Annotated in this window: 18 protein-coding genes; 5 read left to right on the forward strand and 13 right to left on the reverse strand. The window is 66.8% G+C overall.

The window, feature by feature from the left end; all coding sequences use genetic code 11:
• Positions 1 to 156 precede the first annotated feature (156 nt).
• The 10 genes from A5779_RS25425 to A5779_RS25470 form a co-directional block, all read right to left on the reverse strand.
• Complete coding sequence (locus A5779_RS25425; protein WP_064886503.1) at positions 157 to 849, reverse strand: DUF8548 family protein; 693 nt, start codon at positions 847 to 849, stop codon at positions 157 to 159.
• A 104-nt stretch (positions 850 to 953) separates the two neighbouring features.
• Entirely contained in the window at positions 954 to 1,481 is a 528-nt protein-coding gene (locus tag A5779_RS25430) for a hypothetical protein (protein ID WP_064886504.1), read from the reverse strand.
• A 6-nt stretch (positions 1,482 to 1,487) separates the two neighbouring features.
• Positions 1,488 to 2,468 carry a hypothetical protein gene (locus A5779_RS25435; protein ID WP_064886505.1) on the reverse strand — a complete coding sequence of 327 codons (981 nt, stop codon included), beginning with the start codon at positions 2,466 to 2,468 and terminating at the stop codon, positions 1,488 to 1,490.
• A 74-nt stretch (positions 2,469 to 2,542) separates the two neighbouring features.
• Positions 2,543 to 2,884 carry a metal-sulfur cluster assembly factor gene (locus tag A5779_RS25440; RefSeq protein ID WP_064886506.1) on the reverse strand — a complete coding sequence of 114 codons (342 nt, stop codon included), beginning with the start codon at positions 2,882 to 2,884 and terminating at the stop codon, positions 2,543 to 2,545.
• The gene (gene sufU, locus A5779_RS25445) at positions 2,881 to 3,339 is read right to left on the reverse strand and encodes a Fe-S cluster assembly sulfur transfer protein SufU (protein ID WP_064886507.1); all 459 of its coding nucleotides are present in this window, start codon (positions 3,337 to 3,339) and stop codon (positions 2,881 to 2,883) included. The genes A5779_RS25440 and sufU overlap by 4 nt, the downstream gene beginning before the upstream one ends.
• Complete coding sequence (locus A5779_RS25450) at positions 3,336 to 4,589, reverse strand: cysteine desulfurase (protein ID WP_064886508.1); 1,254 nt, start codon at positions 4,587 to 4,589, stop codon at positions 3,336 to 3,338. Before A5779_RS25450 ends, sufU begins: the two co-directional genes overlap by 4 nt.
• Position 4,590: 1 nt before the next feature.
• Positions 4,591 to 5,364, reverse strand: a complete 774-nt coding sequence (gene sufC, locus A5779_RS25455) for a Fe-S cluster assembly ATPase SufC (RefSeq protein ID WP_064886509.1) — start codon at positions 5,362 to 5,364, stop codon at positions 4,591 to 4,593.
• 2 nt (positions 5,365 to 5,366) lie between these two features.
• On the reverse strand, positions 5,367 to 6,545 hold the full coding sequence (gene sufD, locus A5779_RS25460) for a Fe-S cluster assembly protein SufD (protein ID WP_064886510.1): 1,179 nt from the start codon (positions 6,543 to 6,545) through the stop codon (positions 5,367 to 5,369).
• Positions 6,546 to 7,976, reverse strand: a complete 1,431-nt coding sequence (sufB, locus tag A5779_RS25465) for a Fe-S cluster assembly protein SufB (RefSeq protein WP_055113723.1) — start codon at positions 7,974 to 7,976, stop codon at positions 6,546 to 6,548.
• Entirely contained in the window at positions 7,973 to 8,740 is a 768-nt protein-coding gene (locus tag A5779_RS25470; protein ID WP_088304528.1) for a helix-turn-helix transcriptional regulator, read from the reverse strand. The genes sufB and A5779_RS25470 overlap by 4 nt, the downstream gene beginning before the upstream one ends.
• A 116-nt stretch (positions 8,741 to 8,856) precedes the next feature.
• Between A5779_RS25470 and mptB the strand changes: the two genes are divergently transcribed.
• The 4 genes from mptB to A5779_RS25490 are packed head-to-tail and all read left to right on the forward strand — an operon-like array spanning position 8,857 to position 13,268.
• The gene (gene mptB / locus A5779_RS25475) at positions 8,857 to 10,560 is read left to right on the forward strand and encodes a polyprenol phosphomannose-dependent alpha 1,6 mannosyltransferase MptB (protein WP_064886511.1); all 1,704 of its coding nucleotides are present in this window, start codon (positions 8,857 to 8,859) and stop codon (positions 10,558 to 10,560) included.
• Positions 10,557 to 11,489 (forward strand): ABC transporter ATP-binding protein, encoded by a 933-nt coding sequence (locus A5779_RS25480; RefSeq protein WP_064886512.1) that lies wholly within the window; start codon positions 10,557 to 10,559, stop codon positions 11,487 to 11,489. Before mptB ends, A5779_RS25480 begins: the two co-directional genes overlap by 4 nt.
• Positions 11,486 to 12,268 carry an ABC transporter permease gene (locus A5779_RS25485; protein ID WP_064886513.1) on the forward strand — a complete coding sequence of 261 codons (783 nt, stop codon included), beginning with the start codon at positions 11,486 to 11,488 and terminating at the stop codon, positions 12,266 to 12,268. Before A5779_RS25480 ends, A5779_RS25485 begins: the two co-directional genes overlap by 4 nt.
• Before the next feature lie 52 nt (positions 12,269 to 12,320).
• Positions 12,321 to 13,268: a COX15/CtaA family protein gene (locus A5779_RS25490; protein ID WP_064886514.1), complete on the forward strand. Its 948-nt coding sequence runs from the start codon at positions 12,321 to 12,323 to the stop codon at positions 13,266 to 13,268.
• A 16-nt stretch (positions 13,269 to 13,284) separates the two neighbouring features.
• On the opposite strand, the gene A5779_RS25495 is transcribed toward A5779_RS25490, so the two are convergent.
• Positions 13,285 to 14,088, reverse strand: a complete 804-nt coding sequence (locus A5779_RS25495; protein WP_064886515.1) for an SDR family NAD(P)-dependent oxidoreductase — start codon at positions 14,086 to 14,088, stop codon at positions 13,285 to 13,287.
• Positions 14,089 to 14,123: 35 nt separating this feature from the next.
• The gene (locus tag A5779_RS25500; protein WP_064886516.1) at positions 14,124 to 15,062 is read right to left on the reverse strand and encodes an ATP-grasp domain-containing protein; all 939 of its coding nucleotides are present in this window, start codon (positions 15,060 to 15,062) and stop codon (positions 14,124 to 14,126) included.
• Positions 15,063 to 15,094: 32 nt separating this feature from the next.
• Between A5779_RS25500 and A5779_RS25505 the strand changes: the two genes are divergently transcribed.
• Positions 15,095 to 16,069 carry a quinone oxidoreductase family protein gene (locus A5779_RS25505; protein ID WP_064886540.1) on the forward strand — a complete coding sequence of 325 codons (975 nt, stop codon included), beginning with the start codon at positions 15,095 to 15,097 and terminating at the stop codon, positions 16,067 to 16,069.
• Here A5779_RS25505 and A5779_RS25510 read toward each other — a convergent pair.
• Positions 16,066 to 17,010: a DUF1214 domain-containing protein gene (locus tag A5779_RS25510; RefSeq protein WP_207549118.1), complete on the reverse strand. Its 945-nt coding sequence runs from the start codon at positions 17,008 to 17,010 to the stop codon at positions 16,066 to 16,068. The genes A5779_RS25505 and A5779_RS25510 overlap by 4 nt on opposite strands.
• Positions 17,011 to 17,029 lie beyond the last annotated feature (19 nt).

The following is a 17,029-nucleotide window of genomic DNA, read 5'->3' on the forward strand; positions in this document are numbered from 1 at the left end:
CGCCTACGCGCCGAACTCAACAACGACCTCGCCTACGAACGCGACTACCAAGCCTGGCTCGCCGAAGAATACGGACCCCCACCACCCTTCTGAGCAGGGCGGTTTGGTGCCGCTCGGTTCGGCGAAAAAGTCCGCAGTCCCCGAGCGGCAACAACCTCACGACGCGAGATCGCGTTGATGTGGTCGTCCGGATTCGAACCGCCATATCGCGTGATCGAGCGCGAACACATTCCACCCCGCGGATGCAGCTACCTCACGCACCATCTCAGCTGCGCATTCGGCGCTGACAGCCCCGATTTGGCGGCCCACGTAGGCCGTCACCACACACCCGGCCCTCGCCCCAGGGATCTGCGTGAGCTTCAACGTGTACTCCCAGGTAACGCCCGACCGCTGCCCGGACACCGCGCACCACGCCTTCGCGACCTGATCCCGACGGTCGTCCTCCTCAACCAGGGTGCGCAGGTCCGCGGACGTGCGAACATCCAGTGCGACAAGCGCTTCCGCAACCTGTTTGACGGCAATCGACTTCAAGGGCGCGTTCGCCATGGTCGAGGTGGGCCGACGATTTCCGATCTGCGTCGCCCATGAGTCCGGCCCGCCCAACTCGGCGATGTTCTGAAGAAGTTCGACCGCGCCGTCAGTATCGGCGTCCGCGCCCTGCGCAGCCCGATAGCCGCGGTATCGGGCGATGATCTTCTCCACAGAGGCACGCTGCGCCCCGGTCGAGTAGATGGAATCAATCATGCACAACGCCAGTGATTCTGGATATCCGAGCGGACTGAACCAGCGCTGCGGATCACCGAGATCGCGCAGGCACGCTTGGTGCAATTTTTCGACGTCTGAGTGCATGGGAGTTCCTTCCGGCTGTTCGGGAACCCCGTCGGCTCCCGATGCGCTGGAAGCTAACGACGGAGGCCGACAGAAAGCCGTCGAAAATCCGTGCGGTGGCGAAGTTATCCACAGGCCTGCCGGACATTGGCCAGCAGGTGCGCGTGCCGCTGCGGCCACCAGAACAGTTCCACCGCCAAGGCCACCAGGTAGACGACCGAGACGACGGCATTGCCGACCGACCCGAATACGGCGTCCCACAACGCGCTTGCCGCGGCGACGATGAGCACCACCGGCAAGAGCCAGCGAAACGGTCTGGCCGCCTCGGCGGCCTCATGCACGCCGCGGTCGTAGTCGCGGGCGGCCTCGACCAGTCGTGGGTCGTCGATGCGCTCACCACGGCGGGCAAAGGCCACGACCCTGGCCCGATCAGCGCCGGTCAGCTGTTCTGACATCGGCCAGTACCGGGCCATCCGGCGCGCCATCCAGACGCCGTAGAAGGTGCCCACGATGACGAGGACCAGCACGCCGGAGATCCAGAATCCGGAGTCCAGCCAGGAGAGCGCACCCAGCACGAATCCCACGCTGCCGCCGATCATCAGCGCTCGGCCCCAGAAGCCGCGGCGCCAGACGAACGCCGGGACGGTCAGCACCGCCCGCTACCAATCTCCATCGGCCACAGCATCACCCGGTGCGCCCTTCACCGTGACGACTTTCGCGGGATCAACAGGGGCAAAAGGCATCTCGCTTTCCCCGAACCACTCCGCGACACTCTTGACGTTCTTCAACACCTCGGTGGCTGCCAGATCCTGGGCGTCCGCGTCGTAATAGTCGAACCATGGCAGACCGGCTTCGACATAGGCGTCGCGGTCCACCGGCGTGGGCGGCGGCACCTCACCGGTGATCGCAGTCCACTGCGCCGCGCTGCAGAGATGCACGAACACCCGCCACCAACGGTCCTCGTCGTAGCCGGACAGCGGACGGTCGTCGACGTATACCTCCTGCCGCATCCTGCCGCCGGCCCCCAGCCCCATCGACGGTGCCCCGCAGGGCGCCGGGAGCGGCCCGCAGTCAGCGAAATCCACCATCGCTTCTTCGATTAGACGGCGCGCCCGCCACTCGTCGAGAGCCTGCGGCGTCAGACCTACTGCGCGCAACTGGACACCGCCATGGACTTCCTCGCCGGTGACCTGCCCTTCGACCGTTGCCCCGGAACCGAGCGGCACGGCCACGAACTGTCGGATGAACCCGTCACCGGCGTTGATGCCGTCGAGCCACGGCTGCTCGGGTAGGGCGACGTAGTTCTGCGGATCATGGGCCAGCCGGTCCGCCCAGCTCTCGCCGCTGACCGCGCACACCTTCCCGATGCCGATCTGCAGCGCGGCGGGTTCGTCTGAGCCGAACGACAGCCACATCGCCTCACGCTGATAGACCGGCAGCATGACCCCGCCGTGCGCCAGCCACTCAGCGGGGACCCGATGGGGATAGTCCTGGACCCGACGCAGCGGAAACGAACCGAGACTCGGTGGGAGCGGGTGTAATCCGATCTCCGGAATACGAAGGGTCCGCTCGAACGTCACCGTTGCCGGCCCCAAAAACGCCCGGTCACCGACGACCTTTACCTCAGGACTGTGTCCCATATGTGCCTCCGTATTCGCCTGGTGGCGATATTGGTAGCACCGAGGACCGACAGTCCGACGACCTTGGCGGCTAGCTAGACGGTGAACCCGAGCGCGCGCAACTGCTCGCGACCGTCGTCGGTGATCTTGTCCGGGCCCCACGGCGGGTTCCAGACCCAATTGATCTTGATCTCGTTGACCAGGCCCGCGCCCACGAGCGCGGTGCGCGACTGATCCTCGATCACGTCGGTCAGCGGGCATGCTGCCGAGGTGAGCGTCATGTCGATCAGCGCAACCGCGCCTTCATCGCCCTGCTCGACGTTGAGTCCGTAGACCAGGCCCAGGTCGACGACGTTGATGCCCAGCTCGGGATCAACCACGTCGCGCATGGCCTCCTCGACATCGGCGAGCAGCTCGTCAGAAGCGGTATCACTCATCGCTTGTCCTCCACGTCGTCGCTGGCCTGTGCCAACGCGTCTTTAAAAGCCATCCAACCCAGCAGCGCGCACTTCACCCGCGCCGGATACTTGGCGACACCGGCGAACGCGATGCCGTCACCGATTACATCTTCGTCCCCCTCCACGTTGCCGCGTGAGGAAATCATCTCGGTGAACGCCTCGACCGTCTTGAGGGCGTCTCCGACGCTCTGACCGATCACCTGATCGGTGAGCACCGAGGTGGCAGCCTGGCTGATAGAGCAGCCCTGCCCGTCATACGAGATGTCCGCCACCGTCTCCGCGTCGTCGGACAGCGCTACCCGCAGCGTCACCTCGTCCCCGCAGGTCGGGTTGACGTGATGTACCTCGGCGGCGAAAGGCTCCCGGAGTCCGCGATTGTGCGGATGTTTGTAGTGGTCCAGGATCACTTCCTGGTACATCTGTTCCATTTTCACGAGAAGAACTCCACGGCGCGTCTGATGCCGGCCACCAGGCGGTCGACCTCGTCGAGCGTGTTGTAGACCGCGAAGGACCCACGGGCGGTGGCGGCGATCCCGAAGCGACGGTGCAGCGGCCAGGCGCAGTGGTGTCCGACGCGCACGGCGACGCCCTCGTCGTCGAGCACCTGCCCGACATCGTGGGCATGGATCCCGTCGACCACGAAACTCACCGGGGACCCCCGATGTTCCATCGTCGTCGGCCCGATGATCCGAACCTGCGGAACCGATGCAAGACCTTCCAGCGCGGCTGCCACCAGTTCGGCTTCGTGAGCCTCGACGGCGTCCATCCCGATCGCGCTCAAATACCTTGCGGCTGCGGCCAATCCGACCACCTGCGAGGTCATCGGCGTGCCTGCCTCGAATCGCTGCGGCGCCGGCGCGTAGGTGGTTCGCTCCATCGTCACGGTCTCGATCATCGAGCCACCGGTGATGAACGGCGGCATCGAGTTCAGCAGCGCGAGTCGCCCGTAGAGCACACCGATACCGGTAGGGCCAAGCATCTTGTGACCCGAGAATGCCGCGAAATCGACGTCGAGCGCGTGAAAGTCAACCGGCTGATGGGGCACCGACTGGCAGGCGTCCAGCACCGTGAGCGCACCCACCGCCTTGGCCCGCGACACCAGTTCGGCCACCGGGGCAACGGCGCCCGTGACATTCGAATGATGGCTGAAGGCCACCACTTTCACCCGCTCGTCGAGCTCCAGGGAATCCAGGTCGATGCGGCCGTCGTCAGTCACGCCATACCAACGCAGCGTCGCACCGGTGCGCTGGACCAGCTCCTGCCAGGGAATCAGGTTCGCGTGGTGCTCCAGCTCGGTGGTGACGATGACGTCACCGGGGCCGACTGCACGCTCGAACCGCTTGTCCCCCAGTACGTATGCGACGAGGTTGAGTGACTCGGTGGCGTTCTTGGTGAACACCAGCTCATCCGGCTCGGCACCGACGAACGCCGCGATGTCCGCGCGGCCCTGCTCGTAGGCGTCGGTGGCCTCTTCCATCAGCTGGTGCGCACCGCGGTGCACGGCACCGTTGGAAGTGGTCAGGAAGCGCCGTTCGGCGTCGAGCACCTGCAGCGGCTTCTGCGACGTCGCCCCGGAATCCAGGTACGCCAACTGCTTTCCACCGCGCATGACCCGGCTCAGAATCGGGAAGTCCGCCCTGACCTCAGCCAGCACGGTGGGGTCGATAGTCCGTGCGGCTGTCATGTCAGGCTCCGACCGCCTGCGTGAAGCGCACGTATCCGTTCTCTTCGAGCTCGTCGGCGAGTTCCGGGCCGCCCGATTCCACGATGCGGCCGCCGACGAACACGTGCACGAACTGCGGACGGATGTAGCGCAGGATCCGGGTGTAGTGGGTGATCAGCAGGATGCCGCCGTGCTCGGCCTCGGCGTAGCGGTTGACACCCTCGCTCACGATGCGCAGCGCGTCGACGTCCAGACCCGAGTCGGTCTCGTCGAGGATTGCGATCTTGGGCTTGAGCAGACCGAGCTGCAGGATCTCGTGGCGCTTCTTCTCGCCACCGGAGAATCCCTCGTTGACGCTGCGCTCACCGAACGCCGGGTCGATCTCCAGATCGTCCATCGCGCCCTTGACTTCCTTGACCCAGTGCCGCAACTTCGGGGCCTCGCCGCGGACCGCGGTGGCCGCGGTGCGCAGGAAGTTCGACATCGACACGCCGGGCACCTCGACGGGGTACTGCATGGCCAGGAAGAGGCCCGCGCGGGCGCGCTCGTCGATGCTCATCTCGAGGACGTCCTGCCCGTCGAGTGTGATCGACCCTGAGGTCACGGTGTACTTCGGGTGACCGGCGATCGCATAGGACAGGGTCGACTTGCCCGAGCCGTTGGGGCCCATCACCGCGTGGGTCTCCCCCGACTTCACGGTGAGGTCGACACCCTTGAGGATCGGGATCTCGGTGTTCTCAGCGCCTTCGGCGGCGTTGACCGAGACGTGCAGGTCCTTGATTTCCAGAGTGGTCATGACTAGTTGGCTCTCGATTCAGTGATGGCAAGTTCTTTTTCGATGGCTGCGGTCAGACGCTCGCGCACCTCGGGGACAGCGATCTTGGCGATGATCTCGTTGAAGAATCCGCGCACGACAAGACGTCGAGCCTGATCTTCGGGGATGCCACGGGCACGCAGGTAGAACAACTGCTCGTCGTCGAAACGCCCGGTGGCACTGGCGTGCCCGGCGCCGACGATCTCGCCGGTCTCGATCTCGAGGTTGGGCACCGAATCGGCGCGGGCACCATCGGTGAGCACCAGGTTGCGGTTCACCTCGAAGGTGTCGGTACCGGTGGCCTCGGCCCGGATCAGCACGTCGCCGATCCACACCGTATGCGCGTCGGGCTTCTTGGAATCCGGATCGCCCTGCAACGCGCCCTTGTAGAGGACATCGGACTTACAGTGCGGCTGAGCATGATCGACCAGCAGCCGCGACTCGAAGAACTGACCGTCGTCGGCGAAGTAGGTGCCGAGCATCTTGGCGTCACCGCCGGGCCCGGTGAATCGCACGGTGGCCGAGGTGCGCACGACATCGCCACCGAGGGTGACGTTGACGTGTCCGAGCACCGCGTCCTTACCGAGCTTGGCGTGGTGCGCGCTGACATGCACCATGTCGTCGGCCCAGTCGGCGATCCAGATCAGCCCAAGACCGGCCGCATCACCGACGATGATCTCGACGTTGTCGGCGTAGGTTCCGCTGCCGCGCAGGTCGACCACCACGATCGCCCGGGACAGTTCCTCGACCCGGATCTGCAGATGCCCGTAGCCCACGGTGTCCGCGCCGGGTCCGTCGATCACGATCTCGATGGGCTCGGCCACCTCGGTGTCACGCTTGACCGTCACCACCGTCGCGGTCTCGAACGACGAGTAGGCCTGGGCAGCAACGCGATCGGTGGGTATTCCGCCCTCGCCGAGCCGCTTGTCGTCACGGCCGACGGTCTCGACCGTCACGCCCGGGCGCTCGGTCACGGTGATGCCGGCCTTACCGTTCGCAACAGCCGAACCGTCGTGCAGGCCGCGAAGCCGCTTCAGCGGGGTGAACCGCCACAGCTCGTCGCGACCGCCAGGCACCTCGAAGGCGTTGACGTCGAAGGATGCGAACAGCTCGCCCTTATTAGTCGCGATCCCCTCGACCGCTTCAGTGAGATTCTGTGCCACTTAACCGACCGCGCCTTCCATCTGCAGCTCGATCAGCCGATTGAGCTCGAGCGCGTATTCCATGGGCAGTTCCTTGGCGATGGGCTCGACGAAGCCGCGCACCACCATCGCCATCGCCTCGTCCTCGGTCAGACCGCGGCTCATCAGATAGAAGAGCTGATCCTCGCTGACCTTGGACACCGTGGCCTCGTGGCCCATCGTGACATCGTCCTCGCGGATGTCCACGTACGGGTAGGTATCCGACCGGCTGATCGTATCGACCAGCAGCGCATCGCATTTCACGCTCGACTTGCTGCCGTGCGCGCCCTTGTTGACCTGGACGAGTCCGCGGTAGGACGCGCGGCCACCGCCGCGGGCCACCGACTTGGACACGATGTTGCTCGACGTGTTCGGGGCCAGGTGCAGCATCTTGGCGCCGGTGTCCTGGTGCTGTCCCTCGCCGGCGAACGCCACCGAGAGCACCTCGCCCTTGGCGTGCTCACCGGTCATCCAGACCGCCGGGTACTTCATGGTGACCTTGGAACCGATGTTCCCGTCGATCCACTCCATCGTGGCGCCGGCCTCGGCCCGGGCACGCTTGGTGACCAGGTTGAAGACGTTGTTGGACCAGTTCTGGATCGTCGTGTAGCGGACGCGGGCGCCCGGCTTGACGATGATCTCGACGACGGCCGAGTGGAGCGAATCGGACTTGTAGATCGGTGCGGTACAACCCTCGACGTAGTGAACGTAGGAGCCCTCGTCGGCGATGATCAGCGTCCGCTCGAACTGCCCCATGTTCTCGGTGTTGATCCGGAAGTAGGCCTGCAGCGGGATGTCGACGTGCACACCCGGCGGGACATAGATGAACGAACCACCCGACCACACCGCGGTGTTGAGTGCCGAGAACTTGTTGTCACCGGCCGGGATCACCGTGCCGAAGTACTTCTGGAAGATCTCCGGGTGCTCGCGCAAGCCCGAGTCGGTGTCGAGGAAGATCACGCCGAGCGCCTCTAGGTCCTCGCGGATCTGGTGGTACACGACCTCGGACTCGTACTGCGCAGCCACACCCGCCACCAGACGCTGCTTCTCGGCCTCCGGAATGCCAAGGCGGTCATAGGTATTGCGAATGTCCTCGGGCAGCTCCTCCCAGGAAGCCGCCTGCTTCTCGGTGGAGCGCACGAAGTACTTGATGTTGTCGAAGTCGATGCCCTCGAGGTTGGAACCCCAGTTCGGCATGGGCTTCTTGTCGAACGTGCGCAGTGCCTTGAGCCGGGACTCCAGCATCCACTCCGGCTCGTTCTTCTTGGCCGAGATGTCACGCACGACGGCTTCCGACAGGCCGCGCTGCGCACTGGCGCCCGCGACGTCCGAGTCCGACCAGCCGTAGCCGTAGTTGCCCAGCGACGCGATGGTCTCTTCCTGGGTCAATGGCGTTTCGGGCGTGATGGTCATGTCGCCGCTCCTTGCTTGTTGCTCGCTGTCGTTTGGCTTGTCGCTGCGGCCGTCCGGGCTGGGCCGTCCGCATCGAGTGGAACGTGGGTGGTGCAGGCGCAGTCACCGTTGACGATGGTCGCCAGTCGCTGCACGTGGGTGCCCAGAATCTCGGCGAACGCCTCACTCTCCGCCTCGCACAACACCGGGAACTCCTCGGCGACGTGCGATACCGGACAGTGATGCTGGCAGATCTGCACCCCGCGAATCGGGCCGTCCACCGGGTTCGTGGTGGTGGCATACCCGGCCCGGGTCAGTGCGTCGGCGACACGCTGGGCGGTGTCGGCGACGCCCTCGGACCCCTCGGTCACGCCGGCCAGGATGGTGTCCATCCGGCGCCGAGCGAAGGTCCGTACGGCGTCCTTGCCGCCGATCTCGCGCAATTGCCGAATCGCGGCGACGGCGAGATCGTCGTACGTGTGGCCGAGCTTGGCGCGCCCCGCAGCCGTCAAGCGGTAGCGCTTGGCCGGGCGGCCCCGGCCGTTGTGCTGCCAGGCGGCCGCGGCACTGGCCTGCGCATCGCCGGCTTCGATCAGGGCATCGAGGTGGCGGCGTACACCGGCGGCCGAGATGCCGAGCCGGTCACCGATCTGCCCCGCGGTGATCGGGCCTTCGAGCAACAGGTGGATGATCGCGCGGCGGGTATGCCCGTCCGATGCCGGCACGACGTCGTTGACCGGCTTCGGCGCACCAGCCGAAGCAGAGCCCGCAGTCGTCCGACCCATTTTCACAACACCATTGTGACGGAATTCCGCTCAGGGATCCACCAAGGGCACCCTTACGTGACCTGGGCCACCGTTGCCCGGCGAAGAGCGCCGCGGCCGACGGTTACGCTGCCCTGATGGCAAGCCGCCTGTCGACCTTCAGCACATCAATCGCCCGGTGGCACGGCGACGAACGCACAGTCGGATCCCCACTCAACCCCGCCGAGGTCGTCGCGCTGCGTCGTACCCGGCTTTTCGGTGCCACCGGCACCGTACTGATGGCGATCGGCGCCCTCGGTGCCGGCGCCCGTCCCGTCGTGCAGGATCCGACGTTCGGCGTGCGGCTGCTCAACCTGCCGTCCCGCATCCAGACCGTGTCTCTCACCATGACCACCACCGGTGCGGTGATGATGGCGCTGGCCTGGCTGATGCTCGGACGCTTCGCTCTGGGCCCCCGCCGGATGTCACGCAGCCAGCTCGACCGCACCCTGTTGCTGTGGGCCATCCCGCTGCTGATCGCACCCCCGATGTACAGCAAGGACGTCTACTCCTACCTGGCCCAGAGTGAGATCGGGTACATCGGCCTCAACCCCTATCAGGTCGGCCCGGCGACCGGTCTCGGCCTCGATCACGTGTTCACGTTGTCGGTACCCAGTCTGTGGCGCGAGACCCCGGCCCCGTACGGACCGCTGTTCCTGTGGATCGGCGAGAGCATCTCCGCCTTGACCGGTGAGAACATCGTCGCCGCCGTGCTGTGTCACCGCGCCGTGGTGCTGCTTGGTGTCGGGCTCATCGTGTGGGCGACGCCCCGGTTGGCCCGGCGCTGCGGCGTCGCCGAGGTCAGCGCACTGTGGCTCGGCGCATGCAATCCCCTGCTCTTCATGCATCTGGTGGCCGGTATCCACAACGAGGCGCTGATGCTCGGCCTGATGCTGGCCGGGACCGAGTTCGCGCTGCGGGGCATCGGAGCCGCCAGGTCGGCGACATCGGGATCAGTCGCCGCTCCAATAATTCCCCGGCCGCTGACCTGGCCACACTCACGCGAGGACTGGGACCGCTGGTATCCCGCGGGGATGCTGCTGTTCGGCACCGTCCTCATCACACTGTCCTCGCAGGTCAAGCTGCCGTCGTTGCTCGCACTCGGGTTCGTCGCGATGGCCCTGGCTTGGCGCCTGGGCGGCACGATCAAGGCGTTCTTCGTGGCCAGTGTCCCGCTCGGCGTGATCTCGCTGGCCGTGATGGGCCTGATCGGCTGGGCCAGCGGGCTCGGCTTCGGCTGGCTGTCCACCCTCGGCACCGCCAACGTGGTGCGCAGCTGGATGTCGCCGCCGACCCTGCTGGCATTGGGCACCGGTCAGGTCGGCATCCTGCTGGGGCTCGGCGACCACACCACCGCAGTGCTCGCCCTGACCCGCGCCATCGGCGTCTTCCTGATCGCAATCCTGGTCAGCTGGCTGTTGTTGGCCGTGATGCGCGGCCGGCTGCACCCCGTGGGTGGATTGGGCGTCGCCTTGGGCGGAACCATCCTGCTGTTCCCGGTGGTGCAGCCGTGGTACCTGCTGTGGGCGGTGATCCCGCTGGCCGCGTGGGCCACCCGGCCCGGTTTCCGTGGGTCCACGATCGCCATAACCCTGGTCGTCGGGATCTTCGGTCCGACGGCCAACGGCGACCGGTTCACGTTGTTCCAGATCGTGATGGCCACGCTGGCCAGCACGTTGATCGTGCTGATCCTGATCGGCATAACCTGGCGCCGGCTGCCGTGGCGCGCGTCACGCCAGACCGACACGGACGCACCGCCGACACCTACACAATCCCCCGACGCCTACGCTGAATCCCCGTGACCTCGCGTTCTGATCAACCGGTGCTGCTCCGCGGCGTCAGCAAGCGCTACGGCGCGACGACGGCGGTGTCCAATTTGGACCTCGAAGTGCAGCGCGCCGAGGTGCTGGCTCTGCTCGGACCCAACGGCGCAGGCAAGACCACCACCGTCGAGATGTGCGAGGGATTCATCCGCCCGGACGACGGCCGAGTTGAGATCCTCGGGTTGGACCCCGTTGCCGACAACGCCCAACTCCGTGAGCGGATCGGCGTGATGCTGCAGGGCGGCGGCGGGTACCCCGCTGCGAAAGCGGGCGAAATGCTCGATCTCGTGGCCTCCTACGCTGCCGACCCTCTCGATCCGGCCTGGTTGATGGACACCCTCGGCCTGACCGAATCCGCCCGCACCACCTACCGGCGACTGTCGGGCGGCCAGCAACAGCGCCTGGCGTTGGCCTGCGCCGTGGTGGGTCGCCCCGAGCTGGTATTCCTCGACGAGCCGACCGCAGGAATGGACGCCCACGCCCGAATCGTGGTGTGGGAGTTGATCGATGCGCTGCGCCGGGACGGCGTGACGGTCGTGCTGACCACCCATCACCTCGCCGAGGCCGAGGAACTCGCGGATCGGATCGTGATCATCGATCACGGCGTGGCGGTCGCCACCGGCACACCCGCCGAGCTGACCCACAGCGGCGCCGAGAACCAGCTGCGTTTCAGTGCGCCGCGCAAGCTCGACCTGTCCCTGCTCTCCGCGGCCCTGCCGGAGAAATACAAGGCCACGGAGACGGCACCCGGCGAGTACCTGGTCGAGGGGCACATCGACCCGCAGGTGTTGGCCACCGTCACGGCGTGGTGCGCCCGACTCAACGTGCTGGCCACCGACATGCGGGTGGAGCAGCGCAGTCTCGAAGATGTATTCCTCGACCTCACAGGACGGGAGCTGCGGTCATGACGAGCGCTCCGAACCGGTTCGCCCCGGGCACCTTCTCCCCCGATCCCCGTCCGGCCAAGGTGCCGGCGATGCTCGCCGCGCAGTACCAGCTGGAACTGAAGCTGCTGCTGCGCAACGGTGAACAGCTGCTGTTGACCATGTTCATCCCGATCACGCTGCTGGTCGGGATGACGCTGCTGCCCCTTGGCTCGTTCGGCGACGACCGGGCCGGGACCTTCACCCCGGCGATCATGGCGCTGGCCCTGATCTCCACGGCATTCACCGGGCAGGCCATCGCGGTGGCCTTCGACCGTCGCTACGGCGCCCTGAAACGGCTGGGCGCGACCGCGCTTCCGGTGTGGGGAATCATCGCGGGCAAGTCACTGGCGGTCGTCACCGTCGTGTTCTTGCAGGCAATCTTGTTGGGCGCCATCGGTTTTGCGCTGGGTTGGCGGCCTTGGCCGCTGGGGTTGGCGCTCGGTGCGGTGATCATCGCGCTGGGCACGGCCACCTTCGCCGCGCTGGGGTTGCTGCTCGGCGGCACCCTCAAGGCCGAGATCGTGCTGGCGCTGGCGAACCTGCTGTGGTTCGTGTTCGCCGGTCTGGGCGCGCTGACCCTCGAAGGTGGCCCCGTGCCGTCGGCCCTGCGCTGGGCGGCCCGGCTGACACCGTCGGGAGCCCTCACCGAGTCCCTGACCCAGGCGATGACACTGTCGATGGACTGGTTCGGCGTGGCCGTGCTGGTGGTCTGGGGTGCCGTCGCCGCGATCTGCGCGCTGCGCTGGTTCCGCTTCACCTGATCCACACCGGCCCTACTACGGGTTGTAGTTCCTGATCAACTACGATCAGGCCGTGCCCGGCGGAACAGCTTTCCAGCGACTGGTCGACCTGCTGCCCCTGCCAAGTCTCCGGGTCCAGCGCCTGATCGCATTCCTGGTGATCCTCACCCAGGGCGGCATCTCGGTCACCGGGGCGATCGTGCGCGTCACCGCGTCCGGCCTGGGCTGCCCCACCTGGCCCCAGTGCTTCCCGGGCAGCTTCACCCCCGTCCCGCACGCCGAGGTCGCCGTCGTGCATCAGGTGGTCGAGTTCGGCAACCGGATGATCACCTTCCTGGTGGTGCTGACCGCCATTGCGGCCGTCGTGGCCGTGACCCGGGCCCGTCGCCGCCGAGAGGTGCTGATCTACGCCTGGCTGATGCCGGCCTCCACCGTGGTCCAGGCCATCATCGGCGGCATCACGGTGCGGACCGGCCTGTTGTGGTGGACCGTGGCCATCCACCTGCTCGCATCCATGGCAATGGTGTGGCTCGCGGTGCTGCTGTTCGTCAAGATCGGTCAATCCGACGACGGCGCGCCCACCGCGACCGTGCCGAAACCGTTGCGGCAGTTGACGGTCCTGAGTGCAATCGTCCTGGCCGCCGTCCTGGTGACCGGCACGCTGGTGACGGGCGCCGGTCCGCATGCCGGGGACAAGAGCCTCGACCGCGTGGTGCCGCGACTTGAGGTCGAGATCACCACGTTGGTGCACATGCATTCGTCGCTGCTGGTCGCGTACCTGTCCCTGATCGTCGCGCTGGGATTCGGCCTCACCGCGGTGCGCGCCTCTCGACCGGTCATGATCCGGCTCGCCGTCCTGGTCGTGCTGGTGTGCGCACAGGGGCTCGTCGGGATCGTGCAGTTCTATACCGGCGTTCCCGCCGTCCTGGTCGCCGTCCACGTCGCCGGTGCGGCCACCTGTACCGCGGCCACCGCGGCGCTGTGGGCCTCGATGCGGGAGCGGGTCCCGGCCGGCACCTAGTCCGGTCCCGCCCGCCTCAGTGGCTCCACCCGGCGGCGCTCTGTGCGTCGAAGGTCGCGTCGATCCGATCGAATCTGCGGCGGATCGACGTTCGTGACGCCTCGTGCGTCAGCACATACAGCCGGTCGGCAAGGACCGCCTCGGCGGTGAGCCGGGCAACCTCGTCGACGTCGAGAACGTCGTTGCCGGCGATGAGTTGGTCCTCGACCGCCTCTCCGCGGGCTCGCGCCGAGGTGGCAAGAAGGTTGGTGCCAACCATCATCGGGCACAACACCGAAACCCCGATGCCGTCGTTGCCGACCTCGCGGGCGAGCACCTCAGCCAGTGCGACCACACCGTATTTGGCCACGCAGTACGCGCCGAGGCCGACGTTGGGGACCAGCCCGGCGAAAGACGCGGTGAACAGCAGATGCCCGCCCTGGCCCTGCTCGATGAGGCGGGGCAGAAACGCCTCGACGCCGTGAATCGGCCCCCACAGGTCGACGTCAAGGACGAAATGCCAGTCGTCGTGGGTCATCTGGGCGACCGGGCCGTCGACAGCCACGCCGGCGTTGTTGAACACCACGTGCACGGCGCCGAGCAGCCCGAAGGCCTCGTCGGCGAGGTGGGTGACCTGTTCGAGCTCGCGGACATCGCACGGCACGCCGTGTGCGTCGTGCCCCTCGGACCGCAATTGTGCGACGGCTCGGTCGAGCGCCGCCGCATCGTGGTCGGCAAGCACAACCCGGGCGCCCCGCGCGGCGAACTGACGCGCCGTCGCCAGGCCGATGCCGCTGGCGCCGCCGGTGACCACGGCGCCCCGTCCTTCAAAGGTGTCCATCGGGCCGACTCTAGGGCGGCCAGGTCATGTGGAGGTCAGAAACCGCGGTGCGACAAGGGGCCCAGGCCGAGCCGTTCGAGCGCGCCCTCCACACCGACGGCGAACCGCCGCTCGGCGTCTTCCCGATCGACCTGATCGAGCTGCCGGAAACCCAGCCCTGGCTCGACCAGCTCCAGCTCCAACACGCGAGGATCGTCCGGGCCGCCGATCACGTCGACACGGGCGTAAACCAACTCCTCGGGCTGAAGGTAGAACGACCGGATCACCGCGTCGATCGCCAGGCGCCCGACCCGCCACACCTCGTCGTCAGGATCGGCCGGCGACAGCGACTCGTGCGCGTAGGTCCCGGTCTCCTCGAACTCGGGTGACTGTCCGGGCGGAGGCAGCATCGGTCCCTTGATGAACGCGTGGGACTCCTTGCCGCCAAGGAACACCAGTGCGGTCTCTCCTTCGGCGATCCGGTGGTCGTACGGTTGCACCAACACGGCGCGACCCGTGGCGTGCAGTGCCGCCGCGTGGGCCAGAGCCTCGGAAGTGTCGACGAATCGTTGCGCCCCGCGCGAGCCCGCACCGACCGCGGGCTTCACCACCACTTCACCGTCGGGCACGATGACCTGTTCACCGACCGCGAAGTATCCGGTCGGTACCACCGGAATCCCCATGTTGTGCAGATCGTCGAGGTAGCGCTTGTCGGTATTCCACGCCACGACTCCCGGCGGGTTGATCAGGTGACGCACCGAGCGCGTCCATGACAGGAACTCCTCGAGACGCTCGGCGTAGTCCCAGGTGGCCCGCAGGATCACCACGTCGGCGTCGAGGGTGGCCGGGTCGTCCCACGGCAGCCAGCGGGCATGCAGACCGCGGTTGCGCAGCGCCGTCACCAGGCCGGCGTCGTCGCCGTCCCCGTCTGGCAGTGCCGCGCAGCCGGCCAACACGATGCGGGGATGGAACACATCCGGACGGGCGAGCTTCACCCCCGCGATGATAGGTGTGGATGATGGATGGCGTGTATGCCATCGAAGTTGCCGAGACCGGCGGACCCGAAGTCCTGAGCTACGTCGAACGGCCCGAGCCCGCCCCGGGACCCGGCGAGGTCCTGATCAAGGCCGAGGCCATCGGCGTCAACTTCATCGACACCTACTTCCGATCCGGGTTGTATCCGCGTGACCTGCCCTTCGTCGTCGGGTCCGAAGTCTGCGGCACGGTCGCCGCCGTCGGCGACGACGTGGCCGCGCTGGCTGTCGGTGACCGCGTGGTCACCGCCAATGCGATCGGCGCCTACGCCGACTTCTGTATTGCCCCAGCTGATTTCGTCGCGTATGTGCCTGAAGGGGTGGCTCCCGACGCAATCGCCTCGGCTCTGCTGAAGGGCATGACCGCGCACTACCTGATCAAGTCCACCTATCCGGTGCAGCCGAACGACACGGTGCTGGTGCATGCCGGGGCAGGCGGCGTCGGCCTGATCCTCACCCAGTGGGCCACCAGCATCGGCACCCGGGTGATCACGACCGCCTCGACTCCGGAGAAGGCCGAACTGTCCCGGCAGGCCGGCGCGATCGAGGTCCTCGAATACCCTGAGGACCCGACCGAGTTCGGAGACAAGATCCGTGATCTCACCGGCGGGGCGGGGGTCGCCGCCGTATATGACGGGGTCGGTGCGTCGACGTTCGACGCCAGCCTGGACAGCCTCGCGGTGCGCGGCACGCTGGCGCTGTTCGGCGCGGCCAGCGGGCCGGTGCCACCGGTGGACCCGCAACGGCTCAACGCGGCGGGCTCGGTGTTCCTGACCCGGCCGACGCTGGCCCACCATACTCGCACGCCCGACGAATTCTCCTGGCGTGCAGGTGAATTGATCAATGCGATCGCAGACGGGTCGATCACCATCACCGTCGGCGGGCGCTACCCGCTGGCCGAGGCCGCCCGGGCCCACACCGACCTGCAGGGCCGCAAGACCGTCGGCTCGGTCGTGCTGGTCCCCTAGACCGGCTGCGCGGCGGGGAACGTCCAGGATCCGTCGAGGATCTCGGGCCTCGGCCGGTACAACCGCACGAGGTAATTCCAGCCCTCGGTGACGGGCAGCAGGTTGGCCACCGCGGCGCCTTCGTCACTGCCGCCGAACTGCACCGTGGTGGCGCCGTCGGCGTCCTTGACGGCGGTGACGTTGTTCACCGAATAGGCGTTCTGCGCATTCGACGTGAGGTAGCCGTCCTTGTTGTAGACCGTGATGGACCAGAACCCGTCGACCGGGACGTCTCTCACGGTCAGCCGGTGTACTGTGGCGCCGTCGTTCGCCGGTGGCACCACGGTGAGATACAGCGCATCGCGTTCCGGGTTGCCGCCCCAGGCGAACGCCGAGCCGATCAGGTGCCGCACCGGCTCCACCGCATACCTTGGACCGAACATCGATCGGGTGTCGACAAGAGTGGTCGACAGGCTGATGAGTGCGTCCCGAACTGTCTTCTGACTGGCCGGATCCCACGGCGGAATCTCGAACAATCCCGGCGCATCGTCCTGTGAGACCACGATCGCGTCCTGCAGCGCATGCACCGCGGCAAGGTCTGCGGCGTCGGCGGGATCGGCCAGGATGCGTACCGCCGCTGCCGCGTAGCGGCTATCGACGGAATCGCGACTGAACGTCAGCTCGGCAGGCGCGTAGACGACGTTGGTGGTGTAGTGGTCCTCGCTGATGATCTGCAGGGACATGAACCGGCCGGCGCACTCGGGCAGCGTGATGGTGACCGGCCCGGCATCGAGATCGAACACCGCCGCGGAGTACAGAGTGTCGCGGTTCTGCCGGATGACGATCTGATGCTCGATCGAGCTCATCTCACGGTTGTGGAAGAACTGCCCGAAACCGCCGTCGTTGACGATACTGGCGAAGTACAGGTCGGATTCGGCACGTGCGAAGTTGTCGGGACTCACCGATTCGGTCATGCCACAA

The sequence above is a fragment of the Mycolicibacterium peregrinum genome, assembly GCF_001665625.1.
GTDB lineage: Bacteria > Actinomycetota > Actinomycetes > Mycobacteriales > Mycobacteriaceae > Mycobacterium > Mycobacterium peregrinum_B.